The sequence below is a fragment of the Streptomyces sp. Tek67B01 genome, from assembly GCF_055231995.1.
In genome coordinates this window covers 2,103,682-2,123,276 of record NZ_JBUYUY010000001.1, presented here as the reverse complement: position 1 = coordinate 2,123,276, position 19,595 = coordinate 2,103,682, and the positions used below count along the sequence as shown (strand labels likewise).

The following is a 19,595-nucleotide window of genomic DNA, read 5'->3' as shown; positions in this document are numbered from 1 at the left end:
CCGGACGACGCGAAGGGCCCGTACCTCCCCTCGGGGCGGGTACGGGCCCTTCGCGTCGTCCGGGCGGCGTCGGGTCAGCCGAGCCGGGGATCGCGCGGCGGCTGACCGGGCTGGGGCTGCTGTCCGGGCTGCGGCGGCTGCTGCGGGTACTGGCCGGGCTGGGGCTGCTGCCAGGGCTGTCCGGGCTGCGGGTACGGCTGGGCGTAAGGCTGGGGCGCCGGCGGCTGCTGGTACGAGGGCTGCGGCTGGGGGACCCCGGCCTGCGCGCCCGGCTGCGGCGCTCCCCAGTGCCCTTGCGGGGCCTGCTGCTGGGCGCGGACGAAGTCCTCGGCGACCAAGGCGGAGAGGTTGAAGTACGCCTCACGGGTCTTGGGCCGCATCAGGTCCAGGTCGACTTCGGCGCCGGCCGCGAGGTGCTCGTCGAACGGCACCACGACGACGCCGCGGCAGCGGGTCTCGAAGTGCTGCACGATGTCCTCGATCTTGATCATCTTGCTGGTCTCGCGGACCCCCGAAATGACGGTGAGCGAGCGGGAGACGAGATCGCCGTACCCGTGCGCGGACAGCCAGTCGAGGGTGGTGCTGGCGCTGCTCGCACCGTCCACGGACGGGGTCGAGATGATGATCAGCTGATCGGCGAGGTCGAGGACGCCGCGCATGGCGGAGTAGAGCAGACCGGTGCCCGAGTCCGTGAGGATGATCGGGTACTGGCGGCCCAGCGTCTCGATGGCGCGGCGGTAGTCCTCGTCGTTGAACGTGGTCGAGACGGCCGGGTCCACGTCGTTGGCGATGATCTCCAGGCCCGAGGGCGCCTGCGAGGTGAACCGCCGGATGTCCATGTACGAGTTGAGGTACGGGATCGCCTGGACGAGGTCGCGGATGGTCGCCCCGGTCTCGCGCCGGACGCGACGGCCGAGGGTTCCCGCGTCGGGGTTGGCGTCGATGGCCAGGATCTTGTCCTGGCGCTCGGTGGCGAGCGTCGCGCCGAGCGCGGTGGTCGTGGTGGTCTTGCCGACGCCACCCTTGAGGCTGATCACGGCGATGCGGTAGCAGGACATGACCGGGGTGCGGATGAGTTCGAGCTTGCGCAGGCGCTCGGCCTCGGCGGCCTTGCCGCCGAAGCGGAAGCCGGAACGGGTCGGCTTGGGCTTCTGCTTGGCGCGCAGCAGACGGTCGGAGGACAGCTCGACGGCGGCGGTGTAGCCGAGCGGCGCCCCGCCGGTGGCCGGGCCGGCCTGGTAGGCGGGCTGCGGCCACTGGCCACCGGCGCGGGGGTCGTGCGGCGGCTGGGGCTGGGGCTGCGCTTGCGGCTGGGGTTGCGGCTGGGCCTGGGGATGCGCGGGGGCGGGGGTCGGCGCGGGGGGCGGGAATCCGTAGCCGTCCGGGACCTGGTACGTGTGCGGCAGCGGGGGCAGCTCACCGCCCGGTCCCCCGAACGGGGGCTCCGCGGCGGGCGGGACGGCGTCCGCGGGGGTGACGGGCGGCGCGTAGGGCCCGGGCGGCGTCACCGCGTAGGGAGCGGGGGGCACGGGAGTGCCCTCTGGCGGCGTGGCGGTGCGGTAGGGCTGCGCGGGCGGCGCGGCGTCGGCCGCAGGCGCGTGGACCGGCGTCGGTACGGCATCGGCCGGGGCCGGGTCGGCCGGGGCCGGTACTGGGACGGCCGGTACCGCGTCTGCCGGGGCCGGGGCCGGGGCCGGGATCGGGGCGGGAGCCTGCGTGGGGGGCGCCGCCTCCACCGGGATCGCCTCCACGGGGGGCCGGCTCACCGGGGTCGGCTCGATGGGCGCCGGGGCGGCCGGCGCCGCCTCGGCCGGGGCCTCGGCGAGCACGGGCACGGGAGCCGGTTGCGGAGCGGCGACGGGGGCAGGGGCCGGAGCCGCGTCCTCAGGGGTCACCGGTGCAGGTGCAGGCGCCGGTGCCGGCGTAGGTGCCTGGTCGGCCACCGGCGTCGGGACCGCCGGCGCAACGGTGCTGAACACCTGCGGCGGGACCACGGCGTCGGTCGAAGGCGTACGCGGGGCCGGGGGAGCGATCCGCATCGTCGGAGGCGACGTCACGTCCGACGGGCGGTGCGGTTCGAAGCCGCTGCCCTCGGGCAGCGCCGGCACGGACGCGGCGGGAGCCTGCGCCGCGCCCTGCGTGTACCAGGCCGGAGGGGTGTAGTCGATGGTGAACTCGCCCGTCACCTCGGGCTCCGCATCGGACTGATCGTCCGTCGGGACGTCCCACGTCCCGCCGCGCCTCTCGTTCCGATCGCCGCTCACTGAGTCCTCCTGGTCTGTCGAACACCGGTCAGGCGCCCACCTCGACGCCGCGCCCACGCTCAGCCTAATCGCGCGCCGCCGCCCAGTTCGCCCCCGTGCCCCGGCTCACACCCTCACGGCGCCGCCTCGCCCGTCAGCCGCCCCGTCGGCCGGCGCGTCAGTCGATCCGTCGCGCCGGGCCCAGCAGGCCCGTCTCCGTTTCCGTGCCCTGCGTCATGACGAACTTCCGGTCGCGCGGGGTGCACCACAAGGTGACCCCGTCCCCCAGCGTCGGCAGCGACTCCACCGCCGCCCGCGGCAGGTGCATCATGCGACCGATCTGCGCGGCCTCGTCGGGGGACACCCGCTGCACCCCCACCAGGGACGCGTTGCGCATCAGCCGGGGCGCCGCCGGGCTCAGGTACGGCAGCAGGGTCAGCACCGACTGCCACGGCCCCGCCACCACCCGCCCGCGCGGCGGCCGCATACCGCAGTCCCGCACCACCAGCACCGGGCTGCCGGCCGAGGCGCCCTGCGGCGGCACCCGCCCGACGTCGTGCAGCGTGACGCACTGCTGACCGCCGCCGGCCGCCTGGGCGAGCCCGGACCACACTTGGCCGCGCCCCGTCTCCACCGCGACCCGCGCCCCCGTGGCCGCCGCGCGCAGCGCCAGCACCTGCGCCGTCCACAGGCCGCCGATCAGCGTCACCTCGTACGGCGTGGGCCGGTTGACGCCCAGCACCGCCGGACGGCCCTCGGCGTCCACCCCGATGACGACCCCGTCGTCGGCTACGGGCAGGGCCAGCGCGTCCAGGTCGGCCGCCGGGACCACGTGGCGTTCACGGCGCGGCCCGATCAGCCCGAAACCGCCCCTCATCGCGCTCCTCCCAGCGGCAGCGAGGCCAGCAGGCCCGGTACTTGTTCGCGGTCGAGGCGCACGAGTCCGGTCTTCACGCCCCGGGCCGTCCGCTCCAGTTCACGGCGGGCGGCCACCAGTTCCTCGTCGCTGCGCCCGGTCACCCGTACGTGCCCGGTCAGCGTCACGCCCTGACGCTCGGCCGGGGCCATCGTCAGGCTGAAGTTCGTCGCGAGCGCGGGCAGTGAGGTCAGCAACGCCACGAACTGCGGCAGCGCCGCGCCGGCACCGCCCAACTGCGGCCAGCGGCCGATCCAGTACGTGGTGTGCCGGCGGTCGTCGCAGCGCCACGTCCGCGCCGTCTCCTCCGTGCGACGCCCCGTGCCCGCGGCCCGGCCGGCCTGGGTGATCGCCCTCGGGTTCGCGCACGAGGACGTCGCCAGCGCGCTCGTCAGCTCCTGCTCGGTGAGCACCACGGCCCGGAAGCCCGCGCCCGTCAGCCGGCTCGCGAGCTGGTCCGCGATCCGCACCAGACACCGCTGCGCGCCGCCCAGTCCGCCACCGCGCGCCGTGATCGCCTCCGGGCACAGCTCCGGGTCCAACTTGAGCGCGATCCACGTCAGCCGCACCGCCGGGGTGCCCGTACTGGCCTGGAGCGGGGCGTAGTTGCGGGTGGCCATCGCCTGGGGCGGCAGGTGCGGCGCGGGAGCCGGTTGTGTGTGCTGGACCAACTGGGCCGATTCCAAGCGGATTCCGTCCACTTCGAGGACGTCCCGCACGAGGCCCAAGGGCAGCGGACGCGCCCCCCGGTCCGGTCGCAGGGCGGTGGCGTCCATGTCGACCTGGACGACCGCCGTCAGGAACGTCCCGTCGCCGACCATCCCGACCGGCCGCCGGTCGCGGTCGTTGAACGTCAGCGTCCGCAGGGCGGGTTCGGCCTCGACGAGCGGGGCCAAGCCGGGCTCGACGCCGGCCGGCACGGAGCGGCCCGCGGCCCGGCGGCGCCGGGCGCGCAGGGCGATCGCGCCCCCGATCCACTCGGGCAGGGAGCGTTGGTGGCGGCGTACGACCGCGAGCGGCACCAGGACCAGGGCCAGCGCTCCCGCGGGCACCAGCAACAGCGGTTCCACGACCCAGGCCACCAACAGGGCGGCGGCCGCGATCTGGAGGAGCACCAGCTGTTGCAGTCGAAACGGTCCGAACCGGCCCGGGCTCGACCGCGGATGCGGTGTCACCCCGGCGCGTGCCGGTGTGGCCGAGGCCGTCCGTGGCTCCGTCGCGGTGGCCGTCACTCGCGCACCTCCCCATCCCGGGGGCGGGCCCCGTACGCTCCTGCGCGGCGGTCGCCGCCGCACCCCGAAGTCTTGCGAATCCGCCCCGACGGGCCCCCGACCGCCCTGGTCCGCGGGCCGCTTGGCGGCCGACTGAGCCTACCCGCCCCGTGCGTACCGTCCGTCAAGAGGCATAGTAGGTCCCCGGTCCGATCATCGAGGCCCGGGGACCGGTGTCCGCTACCCGGGCCGTGCGGCGAGAATCAGGCGGTCATGGCATCACGACGTGATGAGCTCAACGCGTACACCTTCGCGAAGCGGCGCACGGTGGCCGCGTTCCTCCAGCCGTCCGCCACCGGCACCGAGGAAGGCGCGCCCCGCCCGTTGCGCGCCGTGGTCCCCGGTCTGGTGGTCGGCGCGCTCGTGGTCGCGGGTTTCGGCGCGTGGGGCATGTTCAAACCCCAGGCCCCCAAGGGTTGGGACGAGCCCGGCACGCAGGTCATCGTCGGCAAGCAGTCGACGACCCGGTACGTGGTCCTGACCACCAAGGTCAACGGCAAGGACCAGACCCGGCTGCACCCCGTGCTCAACCTGGCCTCCGCCCGCCTGTTGCTGGACCCGGCGAAGTCCAAGGTCCTCCAGATCGACGACAAGGTCCTGGACGCGGGCAAGCCCCCGCGGGGCCCGATCATCGGCATCCCCTACGCGCCCGACCGGTTGCCCGCCCCGGCCGACGCCGGCAAGGCCAAGCGCTGGGCCGTCTGCCAGCAGCCCGGCGGCAACGGCAAGGGCGTGCAGACCGCCGCCTTCGTCCTCGCCGACCGGGAGGCGAAGCTGATGGACGACGGCCGCAAGACCACCGACACGCAGGTGCTGTACGTGCAGAACACCGGCGGCTCCAAGGAGCGTTACCTGGTCGACGCGGCCGGCACGAAGTACCGGTTCCCCGAGGGCGCCGCCGACGCGGGAACCCTCACCACGGCCCTGGTCGGCACCGGCGCCACCCCCCAGCCGGTCACCGAACAGTGGCTGGCCACCCTCACCCCCGGCGACGACCTGGCCTTCCCGCAACTGCCCGGCAAAGCGGGCGAGAAGGCTAACGTCCAGGGCCTGGGCACGGCCGACAACAAGGTCGGCATGGTCTTGACCGCCCAGACGGGCTCCGGCACGCAGCACTACGTCGTCCTGCCCGACCGGGTCGCACCCGTCTCGGAGTTCGTGGCCTGGTTGCTGATCTCGGCGCCCGCGACCGACGCCCTCAACATGCACGGCAAGCCCCGCGAGGTGGACCTGCAATCCCTCAACCCGGACAACGCCACCCCGTTCAAGAGCGACGCCAAGTGGCCCCAGCGCAAGGGCGCCCAGGTCAACCGGGTCACCGCCGCCCCCGGCTCCGCGCAGGGCGCCGCCCCGCGCGACACGGTCTGCGCGGTGCTGCGTTCCGTCGACGGACAGGGCAACCCGACGCTCAGCACCTGGGCCGGTACCGGCTTCCCCGTCGACATCGCCGCCAGCGGCACCGGCGCGTACGTCACCCCCGGCTCCGGGTTGCTCTACACCCAGGTCCAAGGCCGCCAGACCACCGCCGGCGGCTCCCTGTTCCTGGTCACCGACACCGGCCTGCGCTACGCCGTACAGGCCAACGGCGACAGCGACACCGAACAGTCCAAGATCGGTGCGGGCGGCCCCAAGGGGCAGGGCGCCGGCGACGGTCGGCCCGAGGCGAGCCAAGCGCAGATCCGGCTCGGCTACGGTTCGGTCACCCCCGCCATGGTGCCCATCGCCTGGTCGGAGTTCCTCTCCAAGGGGCCCCGGCTGGACACCAACTCCGCCCGTCAGCCGCAGGGCTCGTGAGGATGCCGCCGATGCCCCAGCGACCGTCCGGGCGCCGCTGCGCGCCCACCCGCAGCCTGCTCCTGAGCGCCGTCCTCGCCCTCGTCGCGGCCTGCGGTTCGGCGGCCGCGGCCGGTCCCGCCGCACCGTCGGTCCCGTACGCCCTCTCCCTCGCCGGCGCGGGCGAGTGCACCTTCCCGATGAAGAAGCAGATCGCCGACCGCCCCTGGGCCCTGCAACGGCTGCTCCTGGACGCGTTGTGGGCCCGAACCCGCGGCAAGGGCGTCCGCGTCGCCGTCATCGACACCGGCGTGGACCGTGCCAACCCACAGCTCGGCAGCGCCCTCGACATCGGCGCGGGCAAGGACTTCGTCGACCCCAAGGGCGGTGACGGCACCAACGACACGGTGGGCCACGGCAGCAAGGTCGCCGGTCTCATCGCCGCCCGGCCGCAGGAGGGCACCGGCTTCGTCGGTCTCGCCCCGGAGGCCACCGTCATCCCGATCCGGCAGAACGACGGGCAGGGCAACGGCAACGCCGCGACGCTGGCCCAGGCCATTGACCACGCGGTGTCCAAGGGCGCCCAGGTCATCAACATCTCCCAGGACACCGACGTCCCGCTGACCGCGGACTCCGAGCTGGCCAAGGCCGTCCAGCGGGCCGTCGACGCGAAGGTGGTGGTCGTCGCCTCGGCCGGGAACGACGGCCTCACCGGGCAGAAGCGCAAGACCTACCCCGCGGCCTTCCCCGGCGTCCTCGCCGTCGCCGCCTCCGACCGCAACAACGAGCGGGCCGCCTTCTCCCAGCCCGGCGACTTCATCGGCGTCGCCGCCCCCGGCGTCGACATGGTCTCCACCGTGCCCGGCTTCGGCCAGTGCGTCGACAACGGTACGAGCTTCTCCGCGCCCTACGTCGCCGGAGTCGCCGCCCTGCTGCGCGCCGCGCACCCGGACTGGAGCGCGCAGCAGATCGTCTGGCAGATCGAGGACACCGCCGAACGCTCCGTGAACGGCCACGACGACTACGTCGGTTGGGGCGTCGTCGACCCCGTACGGGCCCTCACCCAGGACCGCGAACCCCCCAAGGCCCCCGCCCCGGACCCGGGCCCGCCGCCGGCGGCCGCCCCGCAGGCGGCGGCGCTGCACCTCACCGAGACCGTGCAGGAGCGGGACGAGCGGTTCGGTACGTACGCCCTGGGAGTCGCCGTCGTCCTCATCGCCGTCATCGCGGGCACGGCGACCGTCGTGCGCGACGCCCGGGGGCGTCGACGCCGTCCCTGACGGCGGTCCGGTCCACCACCGCAGTGCCGTACCGGTGTTGGGGCGGGCCGATGGACTGGCTAGAGTGACGGCAGGCTTCACGACTGTGATCGGGGGATGGCGTGAAGCGGAGGGGGATTTTCCGTGAGCGCGTGGCTTGATTCCGCGCTCGGAACGCCTGCTCCGCCACGCGATCCGCCGGTTCTGCCGGCGAATTGAGAAGTGAGGAGCTTCGGATGACGAGCAATTTCGGACTTGCGGACGATCCGGTCGTCAAGGCGGCCAACAGGATCTCCGAGACGGCCGACGCCGTGTCGCGGCAGTCCCGTGAACTGGCCGACATCATCGCCACGGTGAGCGCGGGCTGGACCGGCGTGGGCGCCGGCGGCTTCATCAAGGCCCAGGAGGACATCAACCTGGACCACGACCACATCCGCCGACTGCTCGGCGTCCTGCACCACGCGGTGTCGGAGACCAAGAACCTGACCAACGCCCAGGACGAGGACGTGCGGGCGGCCTTCGCCGCCGCCAACAATTCCGGCCTCAACAGCATCTGATCCCGGCCCCGTTGCCCACAACGCCCACGCGCGAAGGAGAAGACCGTGTCCGACGGCCACACCAAGGTCAGGTACGAAACCGTCCAGCAGATGGCGGACCGCATCCGAGTGGTCTCGAAGAACATCCTCAAGGACCTGGACGAGATGGACACCGCCGTCAAGGTGGTCACCGACACCTGGGACGGTGAGGCGCACCGCGAGTACGTCACCCTTCAAAAGAAGTACAAGGCCGCCGCCGACCACATGCACAAGCAGCTGGAGACCGTCGCCCAGCTCATCGAGCGCGGCAAGGGCGATTACCACGCCACGGACATCAAGGCCTCGCGCCTGTTCACCGAGGCCTACTGAGCCCGCCGGTCCACGACGAAGGGGCGCGCCCGTACCGGGCGCGCCCCTTCGCGCGTTCTCGGGCCGTCCGGACCGAAGCCGGATCAGCGCAGGTCGAACTCCCCGTCCCGGGCACCGAGCACGAAGGCCTCCCACTCGGCCGCCGTGTACCGCAGCACCGTGTCCCGGTCCAGCGAGGACCGCATGGCCACCGCCCCGTCGGGCAGCTTCGCGATCTCCACGCGCTCCTCGTCGGGACTGGTCCCGGGCGGGCCCTCCCACTCGACGTCGCTGATGTCGAGCGCGTACAGCTCGTCCTTCTCCTGCTGGGACCCCATGGCGCGGCCTTCCCTTCGTGCGACTGCGGTGCAGCGTTCTGGCCCGATTATCGGTGCCCGGGTGGCGTCACGGGGAGCGTTCGCGCTTCTCACGCCCCCGAAACCGGCAGCCGCCCGATCTGCACCAGCGACGTACCGCGCCGGCGCGAGACGAAGTGGGCCCGGCCCGGCGGCAGCGGACGCGGCCTGACGTTGCCCAGCAGATCTCCTTCGGACGGGTCACCCGACAGCACCACGCCCTGCGCGCCCAGCTCCTTGATCCGCTGCATGAACGGCTCGTACAGCGCGCGCGAGGCACCGGCGGAGTTCCGCGCGATGATGAAGCGGACCCCGGTGTCCCGGGCGAAGGGCAGGAACTCCACGAGCTGCGTCAGCGGATTGCCCTGACTGCCGGCGACGAGGTCGTAGTCGTCGATGATGATGAAGACGTCCGGGCCCGTCCACCAGCTGCGGTCCCGCAGTTGCTGCGGGGTGACGTCGTCCGGCGGCTGCCTGCGGGAGAACACCCCGCCCAGCGCCTCCATGTGCGTCTGCAGCGAATTCGCCATCGGCGCGTACTCCAGCAGGTGCTCCTCAGGCAGCGCCCCGAGCAGACCGCGCCGGTAGTCGCCGACGACGAGCTTGGCCTCGTCCGGGCCGTACCGCTCGGCGATGCGCTGCGCGATGAGCCGCAGCAGGTTCGTCTTGCCGGACTCGCTCTCGCCGAAGACCAGGAAGAACGGGTCCGTCTCGAAGTCGACGAACACCGGCTCCAGGTCCGTCTCCCCGACGCCGATCGAGATGCCGTGTCGGGGGAACTCGCCGCCCTTGGGCAACTGGTCCGCGTGCAGCAGCCGCGGCAACAGCCGCACCCCCGGTGCGGAGGGCCCCGCCCAGTTCGCCTTGACCGAGGCCACGAAGGCGGCCGTGCCCTCCGAGAGGTCCTCCGCGCTGTGCGAACCGTCGATGCGCGGCAGGGCGCCCAGGAAGTGCAGCTTCTCCGGCACCTGGCCGCGGCCCGGCATGCCCGTCGGCACGTTCGCGGCGACCCTGCGGTCGAACTCGGAGTCCATGACGTCACCGAGCCGCAGCTCCAGCCGGCTCAGGATCTGGTCCTTGAGCGCGGCCCGGACCTCCATGTACCGCGCCGCCGTGACCACCACGTGGATGCCGTATCCCAGACCCCGGGACGCGATGTCCGTGACGACCGGCTCCAGGCCCTCGTACTCGCCCCGGAAACCGCCCCAGCCGTCGACGACGAGGAACACATCGCCCCACGCCTCGCCGGGCAGCTCGCCGGCCGCCCGCCGACGCCGGTAGGTGCCGATCGAGTCGATGCCGTTCGCCCGGAAGAACTCCTCCCGGCGGTTCAGTACGCCCGCCACCTCCGCGACCGTGCGCCGCACCCGCTCCGGGTCCAGACGAGAGGCGATCCCGCCCACGTGCGGCAGGTCGGCGACCGACGAAAGGGAACCGCCGCCGAAGTCCAGCCCGTAGAACTGCACCTCGCGCGGGGTGTGCGTCAGCGCGAACGAGGAGATCAGCGTCCGCATCAGCGTCGACTTGCCCGACTGCGGGCCGCCGACCACCATCATGTGGCCCGCCGCCCCCGAGAAGTCCCGGTACAGCACCTCCCGCCGCTGCTCGAACGGCTTGTCGATGAGCCCGAGGGGAACGACGAGCCCGCCGGGCCGGGTGTACCCCTGCGCGTGCAGCCCCCGCGCCTCGCTCGGCGCCAGCGCCGGCAGCAGCTGGTCCAGCGGCGGCGCCTGGTCGAGCGGCGGCAGCCACACCTGGTGCGCCGGCACCCCCTGCCCCTCCAGCCGGCCCACGATCACGTCCAGCACCGTGTCGGCGAGCGCGTCGTCCCCCCGGGTCTCCCGCGCCGCGAGGTACGCCGGGTCCGGAGCCGCGTACACCACCGGCACCGGAGCCGCCGTGAACAGCGCGGGGCGCCGCTCCACCGGGAACGGCCCCACCGACAGGTCCGGGCCGCCCGAGCGGTAGGTGCCCGAGACGTACGCCGCCTTGAAGCGGGTCATCTCGTCCGTGCCGAACTTCAAGTACCCCGAACCCGGCACGGAGGGCAGGTGGTAGGCGTCCGGCACGCCGATCGCCGTCCGTGACTCCGCCGCCGAGAAGGTCCGCAGACCGATCCGGTACGACAGGTACGTGTCCAGGCCGCGCAGCTTGCCCTCCTCCAGGCGCTGCGAGGCGAGCAGCAGGTGCACACCCAGCGAGCGGCCGATCCGGCCGATCTGGATGAACATGTCGATGAAGTCCGGCTTCGCGGTGAGCAGTTCGGAGAACTCGTCGATGACCAGGACCAGCGAGGCGAGCGGCTCCAGCGGGGCACCCGCCGCGCGAGCCTTCTCGTAGTCGTGGATGTTCGCATAGTTGCCCGCCGACCGCAGCAGCTCCTGGCGGCGCTGCAACTCGCCGCGGATCGAGTCGCCCATCCGGTCCACGAGGGTCAGGTCGTCCGCCAGGTTCGTGATCACGGCCGCCACGTGCGGCAACTGCCCCATGCCCGTGAACGTCGCACCGCCCTTGAAGTCCGCGAGGACGAAGTTCAGCGTCTCCGAGGTGTGCGTGACCGCCAGGCCCAGCACCAGCGTGCGCAGCAGCTCCGACTTGCCCGAACCCGTGGCGCCCACGCACAGGCCGTGCGGGCCCATGCCCTCCTGCGCGGCCTCCTTCAGGTCCAGCATGACGGGCGTGCCGTTCTCGCCGACGCCGATCGGCACGCGCAGCCGCTCACCGGCCGACCGCGGCCGCCAGGTGCGGGACACGTCGACCTGGGCCGCGTCGCCCAGGTTCAGCAGATCCGTGAAGTCCAGATTGGCCAGCAGCGGCTCGTCGTCGTCACCGCCACCGGTGCGCAGCGGCGCCAACTGCCGCGCCAGGGCCTCCGCCGCCGGCAGCGACAGCGTGTCCGGGACCCCCTCGTACGCGACGCCCGAACCCGACTCCAACCGCAGCCGGCCCGGCCGCACCACGACCGAGAGCCCGCCCCGCGGCTCGTCCAGCTCGCCCGCCACCACCTCGACGATGGTCACGCCCTGGAGCCCCTCGACCGCCGCGAACACCGAGTCCGGCGGCACCAGACCACCACGCGGCGAGTTGGCGTCGAGCACGACCACCAGGTGCGGCTGGTCCAGCACCGGCGAGACGTCCCGACTGAACCGGGGCCGCCCCTCCAGCCGGGGCCCGAGCAGCCCCTCCAGCTCGCCCAGGTCGTCCCCGAACAGCCGCTTCGTGCCCGCCCCGTCGACCTGCCCCGGCAGCTGCGTGTGCGGAAGCCACTTCGTCCAGTCCCAGGACGGCACCGCGCCCGGCGCCGCCACCACCGCGACCATCAGGTCCTCGGGCGAGTGCAGCGTCGCCAGCTGCGCCACCAGCGCCCGCGCCGTACCGCGCGCCGACTCGGCCTCCCCGGACACCGTCACGTGGTAGAACGCCCGGATCGACACCGCCACCGGCAGCCCGTCCAGCGAGGAGTGCGCCTTCAGGAAACGCTGCATCGCCCCGGCCGTCAACGGCTCCAGCTCGTCGACGGGCGCCGTGTCCGGGGCCACCAGCGGCGTCGCCAGCCGCTGGGAGCCCAAACCCAACCGGGCCTGACCGAAGTCCTCGTCGCCGACCCGCCGCTCCCACAGCCGCGACCCCTCCGCCACCACCGACCACAACTGGTCCGGCGCCGGGTGCAGGTACAACTGCGCGTCGCGCTGCGCCCGCGCGGTCCTGCGCACCTGACGCCGCGTCTGCGCCAGGTACTTCAGGTAATCCCGGCGCACGTCGGCCATCTGCCCCTGGCTGCCGCGCCGGTGGCGCACCAACTGGGCGATCACCATGCCCACCGTGGACACCAGCATCAGCACGCCCATGACGCGCATGAAGGGCGCCGTGCCCGGCATGAAGAAGAAGACGACCGACGAGCCCATGCCCAACATCGGCAGGAGCTGCATCAGCATCCCCTCCTGCTGGCCCCGCGGGAGTTCCGGCGGAGCCTCCAGGCGCACCTCGTCCGCCGGCACCTCCGGCGGCAGCGACCTGGGCGGGCGTTTCACGACGATCTGGCTCACCGGAGCATCAATCCCTCGAAAACGGATGGACGTCACAACCGGCGCCCTCAACTCCCGGGCCTGGCCGGGGGAGGTGATCCTACTTGCCTACAGTCCGTCATAAGCCCGGTAGGGTGGCCGCGCGACATGCGCTTGAAGCGGATCCGTCGCCGCCACACACGACGCCGCAACGGCAACCAGGGGGTCAGACAGGTGAGTACGGCCGAGGCGACCGGCTTTTGCAGGGTCACCGTCGTGGCACCGGACAGTCGTATCGACGTGGCCCTCCCCGAGGACATCGCCGTCGCGGACGTCTATCCGGAACTCCTGCGGCTCACCGGCCAGACGCAGCCCGTCGGCGCCCCCACCGGCTTCCACCTCGTACGCCGCTCCGGCGCCGTCCTCGACGGCGCCCGCACCCTCGCCGCCCAGCAGGTGCTCGACGGCGAGGTGCTCAGCCTGCGCCCCTTCGCGGAGTCCCTGCCGCCGGCGGTCTTCGACGATGTCTCCGACGCCGTCGCGTCCGCCGTCGTACGCGACCGGCACCGTTGGAGCGACGACATGCTGCGCGGCGCGGGCCTGGCCGGCGCCGCCGTCCTGCTCGTCCTGCTCGGCTTCGTCCTCTGGTACGCCGATCCCGTCCGCCACGACACCCACAGCCTGCTCGGGATCATCGCCGCCGCGGTCGCAGTCCTGCTCACCGCCGCGGCAGGCGTGCGCGCCCGTGTCTACCGCGACGGCGCCTCGGCCGTCGCGCTCGGTCTCGCCGCCCTCCCGCACCTGCTGATCGCGGGCTCCGGCATCATCGCCCCCGCCGCCGGCCACGGACCGGGCCGCCTGCAGTTCCTGCTCGGCTGCGTCTGCGCGCTCGTCGCCTCCGTCGCCCTGGTCGTCCTCACACCGCACGGCGACGCCCCCTTCGTCGCGGCCACCTTCCTCGCCGCCACCGGCACGCTCGCCACGTTCGGGGCCATCACCACCGAAGCGTCCGCCACCGCCACCGCCGCCGTCTGCGCGCCCGTCGCGATCGGCCTCGTCGCCTTCCTGCCCGGCCTCTCCGCCCGCTTCGCCCGCCTGCCCATCGGCTACGCCGCCCCGCAGAGCTCGACCCGCGACTACGAGATGCCCGACGGCCACGACACCCCGTACGGCGACCCCGGCGACCCCGCCGGAGCCGACCGGCACGACTCCGGCGCCCTCCTCGACGCGGAGGCCATAGCGGTCCAGGCCCGGCGCGGCCACGAGATGCTCCTGGGCCTGACGGGCGGCTGCGCCGCGGTCGTCGTCGCCTCCGCCGCAGTCCTCGGCTTCTCCGACAACACCTGGGGCCGGCTGCTGGCCCTCGCCACCGGACTGGCGATGCTGCTGCGCGCCCGGCTCTTCCGCTACACCTCACAGGTGGTGTGCGCCCTGGTGGCCGGGTTCTGCGCCGTCGCCCTGCTGGTCCTGGGCCTCGCCCTGCACCCGCCGGCCGACCTGGTCGCGGAGCTCGTCAGGTACCACGACCGCGGCGGCCTTGACCTGCGCACGATCTGGCTCTCCGCCGCCGTCGCCGCCGGCGCGGCCCTCCTCGCCGGAATCGCGCTTGTCATCCCCCGTAAGGGTCTGTCACCCTTTTGGGGACGGCTGCTCGACCTCGCCGAGGCGGCGGTACTGCTCAGCCTGGTCCCGCTGACCCTGGCCGTGCTCGACGTCTACTCCCGGGCCCGCTCCCTCACCAGCTGAGACGGTCGGGGCCCGGCAGCCTGGTACGCTGTGTAACGGCCGTTTGTGTACGCGCCCCCGGAGCATCTCTGGAGGCTGCGCTCAGCGGACCCCGCCTCCCGAGTTACGGAAGATCCCCAGAGAATTCGACCTGGGGCACTCGGTGGCTACGAAGACCTAAACGAGGAGTACGCGTGCCGCTTGACGCCGCTACGAAGAAGCAGATCATCGCAGAGTTTGGTGCCAAGGAGGGCGACACCGGCTCCCCCGAGGTCCAGGTCGCCATGCTCTCGAAGCGCATCTCGGACCTGACCGAGCACCTCAAGACCCACAAGCACGACCACCACTCCCGTCGTGGTCTGTTGATCCTGGTCGGCCAGCGTCGCCGCCTGCTGCAGTACCTGGCCAAGAAGGACATCCAGCGCTTCCGTACGCTGGTCGAGCGCCTCGGCATCCGCCGCGGTGCGGCCGGCGCCAAGTAAAGACGCTGTGAAGGGAGCGGTTCCCACACCGATGGGGCCGCTCCCTTTGCTGTACGTGCGAGACGTACCGGACGCTTTGTAGTCTGGTCGCAGGTGCACAACTGAAGAGGAGGAGCGCCCTCCCTACGCCGCCGGTCCTCGGTAGTGGCATCCGGAAAGCCCCGGAAGGCTACGAACCGGGTGCTTCGATCGAAGACCGGCCCGCACGCCAGGAGCGCTTCTCCGCAACCGTCCACCACCACACGGGTGGCGGACGGAGACGACGAAAATGGAGAAAACGCTAGTGGAGAACGAGACCCACTACGCCGAGGCCGTCATTGACAACGGTTCCTTCGGCACCCGCACCATCCGCTTCGAGACGGGCCGTCTGGCCCGCCAGGCCGCCGGCTCCGCCGTTGCCTACCTGGACGACGACACGATGGTGCTTTCCGCGACCACCGCGTCGAAGAAGCCCAAGGACCAGCTCGACTTCTTCCCCCTCACGGTGGACGTCGAGGAGCGGCAGTACGCCGCCGGCAAGATCCCCGGCTCCTTCTTCCGCCGCGAGGGCCGCCCTTCCGAGGACGCGATCCTCACCTGCCGCCTGATCGACCGCCCGCTGCGCCCGTCCTTCAAGAAGGGCCTGCGCAACGAGATCCAGGTGGTCGCCACGATCATGGCGCTCAACCCCGACCACCTGTACGACGTCGTGGCGATCAACGCCGCCTCCGCGTCCACGCAGCTGGCCGGTTTGCCCTTCTCCGGCCCGATCGGCGGCGTCCGCGTCGCGCTGATCCGCGGCCAGTGGGTGGCGTTCCCGACGCACACCGAGCTCGAGGACGCCGTCTTCGACATGGTCGTCGCCGGTCGCACCCTCGAGGACGGCGACGTCGCGATCATGATGGTCGAGGCCGAGGCCACCGAGAAGACCATCGCCCTCGTCAAGGGCGGCGCCGAGGCGCCGACCGAGGAGGTCGTCGCCGCCGGTCTGGACGCCGCCAAGCCGTTCATCAAGGTCCTGTGCAAGGCCCAGGCCGACCTCGCCGCGAAGGCCGCCAAGCCCGAGGGCGAGTTCCCGGTCTTCCTGGACTACCAGGACGACGTGTACGAGGCCCTCGCGGCCGCGGTCAAGGGCGATCTCACCCAGGCGCTGACCATCGCGGGCAAGCAGGACCGCGAGGCCGAGCTCGACCGCGTCAAGGACATCGCCGCCGAGAAGCTCCTCCCGGCCTTCGAGGGCCGCGAGAAGGAGATCTCCGCCGCCTACCGCAGCCTGACCAAGGCCCTGGTGCGCGAGCGCGTCATCAAGGACAAGGTCCGCATCGACGGCCGCGGGATCACGGACATCCGTACCCTCGCCGCCGAGGTCGAGGCCATCCCGCGCGTGCACGGCTCGGCGCTGTTCGAGCGTGGCGAGACCCAGATCCTGGGCGTCACCACCCTCAACATGCTCCGCATGGAGCAGCAGCTGGACACCCTCTCCCCGGTGACCCGCAAGCGTTACATGCACAACTACAACTTCCCGCCGTACTCCGTCGGCGAGACCGGCCGCGTGGGTTCCCCCAAGCGCCGCGAGATCGGTCACGGCGCGCTCGCCGAGCGCGCGATCGTGCCGGTCCTGCCGACGCGCGAGGAGTTCCCCTACGCGATCCGCCAGGTGTCCGAGGCCCTCGGCTCCAACGGTTCGACGTCCATGGGCTCGGTCTGCGCCTCCACCATGTCGCTGCTGAACGCCGGTGTGCCGCTCAAGGCCCCCGTCGCCGGCATCGCCATGGGTCTGATCTCCCAGGAGATCGACGGCAAGACCCACTACGTCGCCCTCACCGACATCCTCGGTGCGGAGGACGCGTTCGGCGACATGGACTTCAAGGTCGCCGGCACCAAGGAGTTCGTCACCGCGCTCCAGCTGGACACCAAGCTCGACGGCATCCCGGCCTCCGTCCTGGCCGCCGCCCTCAAGCAGGCCCGCGACGCCCGCCTCCACATCCTCGACGTGATGATGGAAGCGATCGACACGCCGGACGAGATGTCCCCCAACGCCCCGCGGATCATCACCGTCAAGATCCCCGTGGACAAGATCGGTGAGGTCATCGGCCCCAAGGGCAAGATGATCAACCAGATCCAGGAGGACACCGGCGCCGAGATCACGATCGAGGACGACGGCACCATCTACATCGGTGCCGCCGACGGCCCGGCCGCCGAGGCCGCCCGCACCACGATCAACCAGATCGCCAACCCGACCATGCCGGAGGTCGGCGAGCGCTACCTGGGTACGGTCGTCAAGACCACCACCTTCGGTGCCTTCGTCTCCCTGATGCCCGGCAAGGACGGCCTGCTGCACATCTCGCAGATCCGCAAGCTCGCCGGTGGCAAGCGCGTGGAGAACGTCGAGGACGTGCTCGCGGTCGGCACCAAGGTCCAGGTCGAGATCGCCGAGATCGACTCCCGCGGCAAGCTCTCCCTCGTCCCCGTGGTCGAGGGCGAAGACGCTGCCGACGCCGAGAAGGACGATTCCGACAAGTGACGTCGCGTAGTCCCCGTGTGACGGCCCGCCCCTCTTCCGAGGGGCGGGCCGTCGCCCGTACCCAAACCCTCCTCAAAGGGCAGAACGGCATCGGCACCGTCCGCCGCACCGTCCTGCCCGGCGGTCTGCGCATCGTCACCGAGACGCTGCCGTCCGTCCGCTCCGCCACCTTCGGCATCTGGGCGAACGTCGGCTCCCGCGACGAGACGCCGACGCTGAACGGCGCCACGCACTACCTGGAGCACCTCCTCTTCAAGGGCACCGACAAGCGCAGTGCCCTGGACATCTCCTCCGCGATCGACGCGGTCGGCGGCGAGATGAACGCCTTCACGGCGAAGGAGTACACCTGCTACTACGCACGGGTGCTCGACACCGACCTGCCGCTGGCCATCGACGTGGTCTGCGACATGCTCACCGGCTCGCTGATCCGCGAGGAGGACGTCGACGCCGAGCGCGGGGTCATCCTCGAAGAGATCGCGATGACCGAGGACGACCCCGGCGACTGCGTCCACGACCTGTTCGCCCGGACCATGTATGGCGACACCCCCCTCGGCCGGCCGGTCCTCGGCACCGTGGACACGATCAACGCCCTGGGCGCCGAGCGGATCCGCCGCTTCTACAAGAAGCACTACGACCCGACCCGCCTCGTCGTGGCCGCCGCCGGCAACGTCGACCACAACAAGGTCGTCCGTCAGGTCCGCGCGGCCTTCGAGAAGGCCGGGGCGCTCACCCGTACCGACGCCGAGCCGGTCGGCCCGCGCGGCGGCACCAAGCGCATCCGCACCGCCGGCCGCGTCGACCTGGTGGGCCGAAAGACCGAGCAGGCCCACGTGGTCCTCGGCATGCCCGGCCTGGCCCGCGCCGACGAGCGCCGCTGGGCGCTCGGCGTGCTGAACACCGCCCTCGGCGGCGGCATGTCCTCGCGGCTCTTCCAGGAGGTCCGCGAGAAGCGCGGCCTGGCCTACAGCGTGTACTCGTACACCTCCGGCTTCGCCGACACCGGCCTCTTCGGCGTCTACGCGGGCTGCCGTCCCAACCAGGTCCACGACGTCCTGCGCATCTGCCGCGACGAACTCGACAAGGTCGCCTCGGACGGGCTCACGGACGACGAGATCAGGCGGGCCGTCGGCCAGCTCTCGGGCTCCACCGTCCTCGGTCTGGAGGACACCGGCGCGATCATGAACCGGATCGGCAAGAGCGAGCTGTGCTGGGGCGACCAGATGTCGGTCGACGACATGCTGGCCCGCATCGCCGCCGTGACCCCGGACGAGGTCCGCGCCGTCGCCCGCGACGTACTGGCCCAACGGCCGTCTCTCGCGGCGATCGGACCGCTCAAGGAGAAGCAGGCCGCCCGCCTCGACGAAGCGGTCGCCTAGTCCCGTGGGCACGTCACCACGTGCCCACGTACGCACCTAAGGAAGCGAACATGAGCAAGCTGCGCGTGGCGGTCCTCGGCGCCCGGGGCCGCATCGGCTCCGAGGCGGCGAAGGCCGTCGAGGCCGCCGACGACATGGAGCTGGTCGCCGCCCTCGGCCGCGGCGACAAGCTGGAGACGCTGGTCGACGCCGGCGCCCAGGTCGCCGTCGAGCTGACCACCCCGGACTCGGTGATGGGGAACCTCGACTTCCTCGTCGGCCACGGCATCCACGCGGTGGTCGGCACCACCGGCTGGACCGAGGACCGCCTCGCCCGGCTGGACACCTGGCTGGCCGGCTCCCCGGGGACCGGGGTGCTCATCGCCCCGAACTTCTCCATCGGCGCCGTCCTCACCATGAAGTTCGCCGCCCAGGCGGCCCGCTACTTCGAGTCCGTCGAGGTCGTCGAGCTGCACCACCCGAACAAGGTCGACGCCCCCTCCGGGACCGCGACCCGGACGGCGCAGCTCATCGCGGCCGCCCGCGCCGAGGCCGGCCTCGGGGCCCAGCCCGACGCGACCGCCACCGCCCTCGACGGGGCCCGGGGCGCCGACGTCGACGGAGTGCCGGTGCACGCCATCCGCCTGCGTGGCCTGCTGGCCCACCAGGAGGTGCTCCTCGGCGGCGAGGGCGAGACGCTGACCATTCGTCACGACTCCCTGCACCACCGCAGCTTCATGCCGGGCATCCTGCTCGGCGCGCGCCGCGTGACGCAGACCCCGGGCCTCACCTTCGGCCTGGAACACTTCCTCGACCTCGGCTGA

Annotated in this window: 14 protein-coding genes; 9 read left to right on the top strand and 5 right to left on the bottom strand. The window is 72.3% G+C overall.

The annotated features are described in order from the left end of the window. Positions 1 to 74 precede the first annotated feature (74 nt). The 3 genes from ACV7NM_RS09330 to eccE form a co-directional block, all read right to left on the bottom strand. Complete coding sequence (locus ACV7NM_RS09330; RefSeq protein WP_463409862.1) at positions 75 to 2,264, bottom strand: SCO5717 family growth-regulating ATPase; 2,190 nt, start codon at positions 2,262 to 2,264, stop codon at positions 75 to 77. A 157-nt stretch (positions 2,265 to 2,421) separates the two neighbouring features. Continuing rightward, positions 2,422 to 3,120 carry a hypothetical protein gene (locus ACV7NM_RS09325; protein WP_463409861.1) on the bottom strand — a complete coding sequence of 233 codons (699 nt, stop codon included), beginning with the start codon at positions 3,118 to 3,120 and terminating at the stop codon, positions 2,422 to 2,424. Further along, a complete protein-coding gene (eccE, locus tag ACV7NM_RS09320; protein ID WP_463409860.1) occupies positions 3,117 to 4,391 on the bottom strand; it encodes a type VII secretion protein EccE in 1,275 nt (424 codons plus the stop codon). Before eccE ends, ACV7NM_RS09325 begins: the two co-directional genes overlap by 4 nt. Before the next feature lie 252 nt (positions 4,392 to 4,643). Here eccE and eccB point away from each other — a divergent pair, with 252 nt between their 5' ends. The 4 genes from eccB (at position 4,644) to ACV7NM_RS09300 (ending at position 8,367) form a co-directional block, all read left to right on the top strand. Further along, positions 4,644 to 6,224, top strand: a complete 1,581-nt coding sequence (gene eccB / locus ACV7NM_RS09315; protein WP_463409859.1) for a type VII secretion protein EccB — start codon at positions 4,644 to 4,646, stop codon at positions 6,222 to 6,224. Between the two features lie 11 nt (positions 6,225 to 6,235). Continuing rightward, complete coding sequence (gene mycP / locus ACV7NM_RS09310; RefSeq protein WP_463409858.1) at positions 6,236 to 7,483, top strand: type VII secretion-associated serine protease mycosin; 1,248 nt, start codon at positions 6,236 to 6,238, stop codon at positions 7,481 to 7,483. A gap of 215 nt (positions 7,484 to 7,698) precedes the next feature. Continuing rightward, the gene (locus tag ACV7NM_RS09305; RefSeq protein WP_463409857.1) at positions 7,699 to 8,019 is read left to right on the top strand and encodes a hypothetical protein; all 321 of its coding nucleotides are present in this window, start codon (positions 7,699 to 7,701) and stop codon (positions 8,017 to 8,019) included. Positions 8,020 to 8,064: 45 nt separating this feature from the next. Then, positions 8,065 to 8,367 (top strand): WXG100 family type VII secretion target, encoded by a 303-nt coding sequence (locus tag ACV7NM_RS09300; protein WP_463409856.1) that lies wholly within the window; start codon positions 8,065 to 8,067, stop codon positions 8,365 to 8,367. An 83-nt stretch (positions 8,368 to 8,450) separates the two neighbouring features. On the opposite strand, the gene ACV7NM_RS09295 is transcribed toward ACV7NM_RS09300, so the two are convergent. Together ACV7NM_RS09295 and eccCa are read right to left on the bottom strand one after the other, a co-directional pair. Beyond that, entirely contained in the window at positions 8,451 to 8,684 is a 234-nt protein-coding gene (locus ACV7NM_RS09295) for a DUF397 domain-containing protein (protein ID WP_463409855.1), read from the bottom strand. A gap of 89 nt (positions 8,685 to 8,773) precedes the next feature. Next, positions 8,774 to 12,748, bottom strand: coding sequence for a type VII secretion protein EccCa (gene eccCa / locus ACV7NM_RS09290; protein WP_463409854.1), 3,975 nt, complete (start codon positions 12,746 to 12,748; stop codon positions 8,774 to 8,776). A gap of 192 nt (positions 12,749 to 12,940) precedes the next feature. On the opposite strand from eccCa, the gene eccD reads away from it, so the two are divergent. From eccD to dapB, 5 genes are all read left to right on the top strand, one after another. Continuing rightward, complete coding sequence (eccD, locus tag ACV7NM_RS09285) at positions 12,941 to 14,452, top strand: type VII secretion integral membrane protein EccD (protein ID WP_463409853.1); 1,512 nt, start codon at positions 12,941 to 12,943, stop codon at positions 14,450 to 14,452. Between the two features lie 173 nt (positions 14,453 to 14,625). After that, positions 14,626 to 14,913, top strand: a complete 288-nt coding sequence (gene rpsO, locus ACV7NM_RS09280) for a 30S ribosomal protein S15 (protein ID WP_136213493.1) — start codon at positions 14,626 to 14,628, stop codon at positions 14,911 to 14,913. A 283-nt stretch (positions 14,914 to 15,196) separates the two neighbouring features. Then, positions 15,197 to 17,416: a polyribonucleotide nucleotidyltransferase gene (locus ACV7NM_RS09275; protein ID WP_463413882.1), complete on the top strand. Its 2,220-nt coding sequence runs from the start codon at positions 15,197 to 15,199 to the stop codon at positions 17,414 to 17,416. Further along, positions 17,413 to 18,792: a M16 family metallopeptidase gene (locus ACV7NM_RS09270; protein WP_463409852.1), complete on the top strand. Its 1,380-nt coding sequence runs from the start codon at positions 17,413 to 17,415 to the stop codon at positions 18,790 to 18,792. The genes ACV7NM_RS09275 and ACV7NM_RS09270 overlap by 4 nt, the downstream gene beginning before the upstream one ends. A 50-nt stretch (positions 18,793 to 18,842) precedes the next feature. Further along, positions 18,843 to 19,595 (top strand): 4-hydroxy-tetrahydrodipicolinate reductase, encoded by a 753-nt coding sequence (dapB, locus tag ACV7NM_RS09265; RefSeq protein ID WP_463409851.1) that lies wholly within the window; start codon positions 18,843 to 18,845, stop codon positions 19,593 to 19,595.

Coding starts and splice junctions, on each gene's coding strand:
- ACV7NM_RS09325 (WP_463409861.1), bottom strand. CDS start 3,120: ATGAGGGGCGGTTTCGGGCTGATCGGGCCGCGCCGTGAACGCCACGTG.
- eccB (WP_463409859.1), top strand. CDS start 4,644: ATGGCATCACGACGTGATGAGCTCAACGCGTACACCTTCGCGAAGCGG.
- mycP (WP_463409858.1), top strand. CDS start 6,236: ATGCCCCAGCGACCGTCCGGGCGCCGCTGCGCGCCCACCCGCAGCCTG.
- ACV7NM_RS09305 (WP_463409857.1), top strand. CDS start 7,699: ATGACGAGCAATTTCGGACTTGCGGACGATCCGGTCGTCAAGGCGGCC.
- ACV7NM_RS09295 (WP_463409855.1), bottom strand. CDS start 8,684: ATGGGGTCCCAGCAGGAGAAGGACGAGCTGTACGCGCTCGACATCAGC.
- dapB (WP_463409851.1), top strand. CDS start 18,843: ATGAGCAAGCTGCGCGTGGCGGTCCTCGGCGCCCGGGGCCGCATCGGC.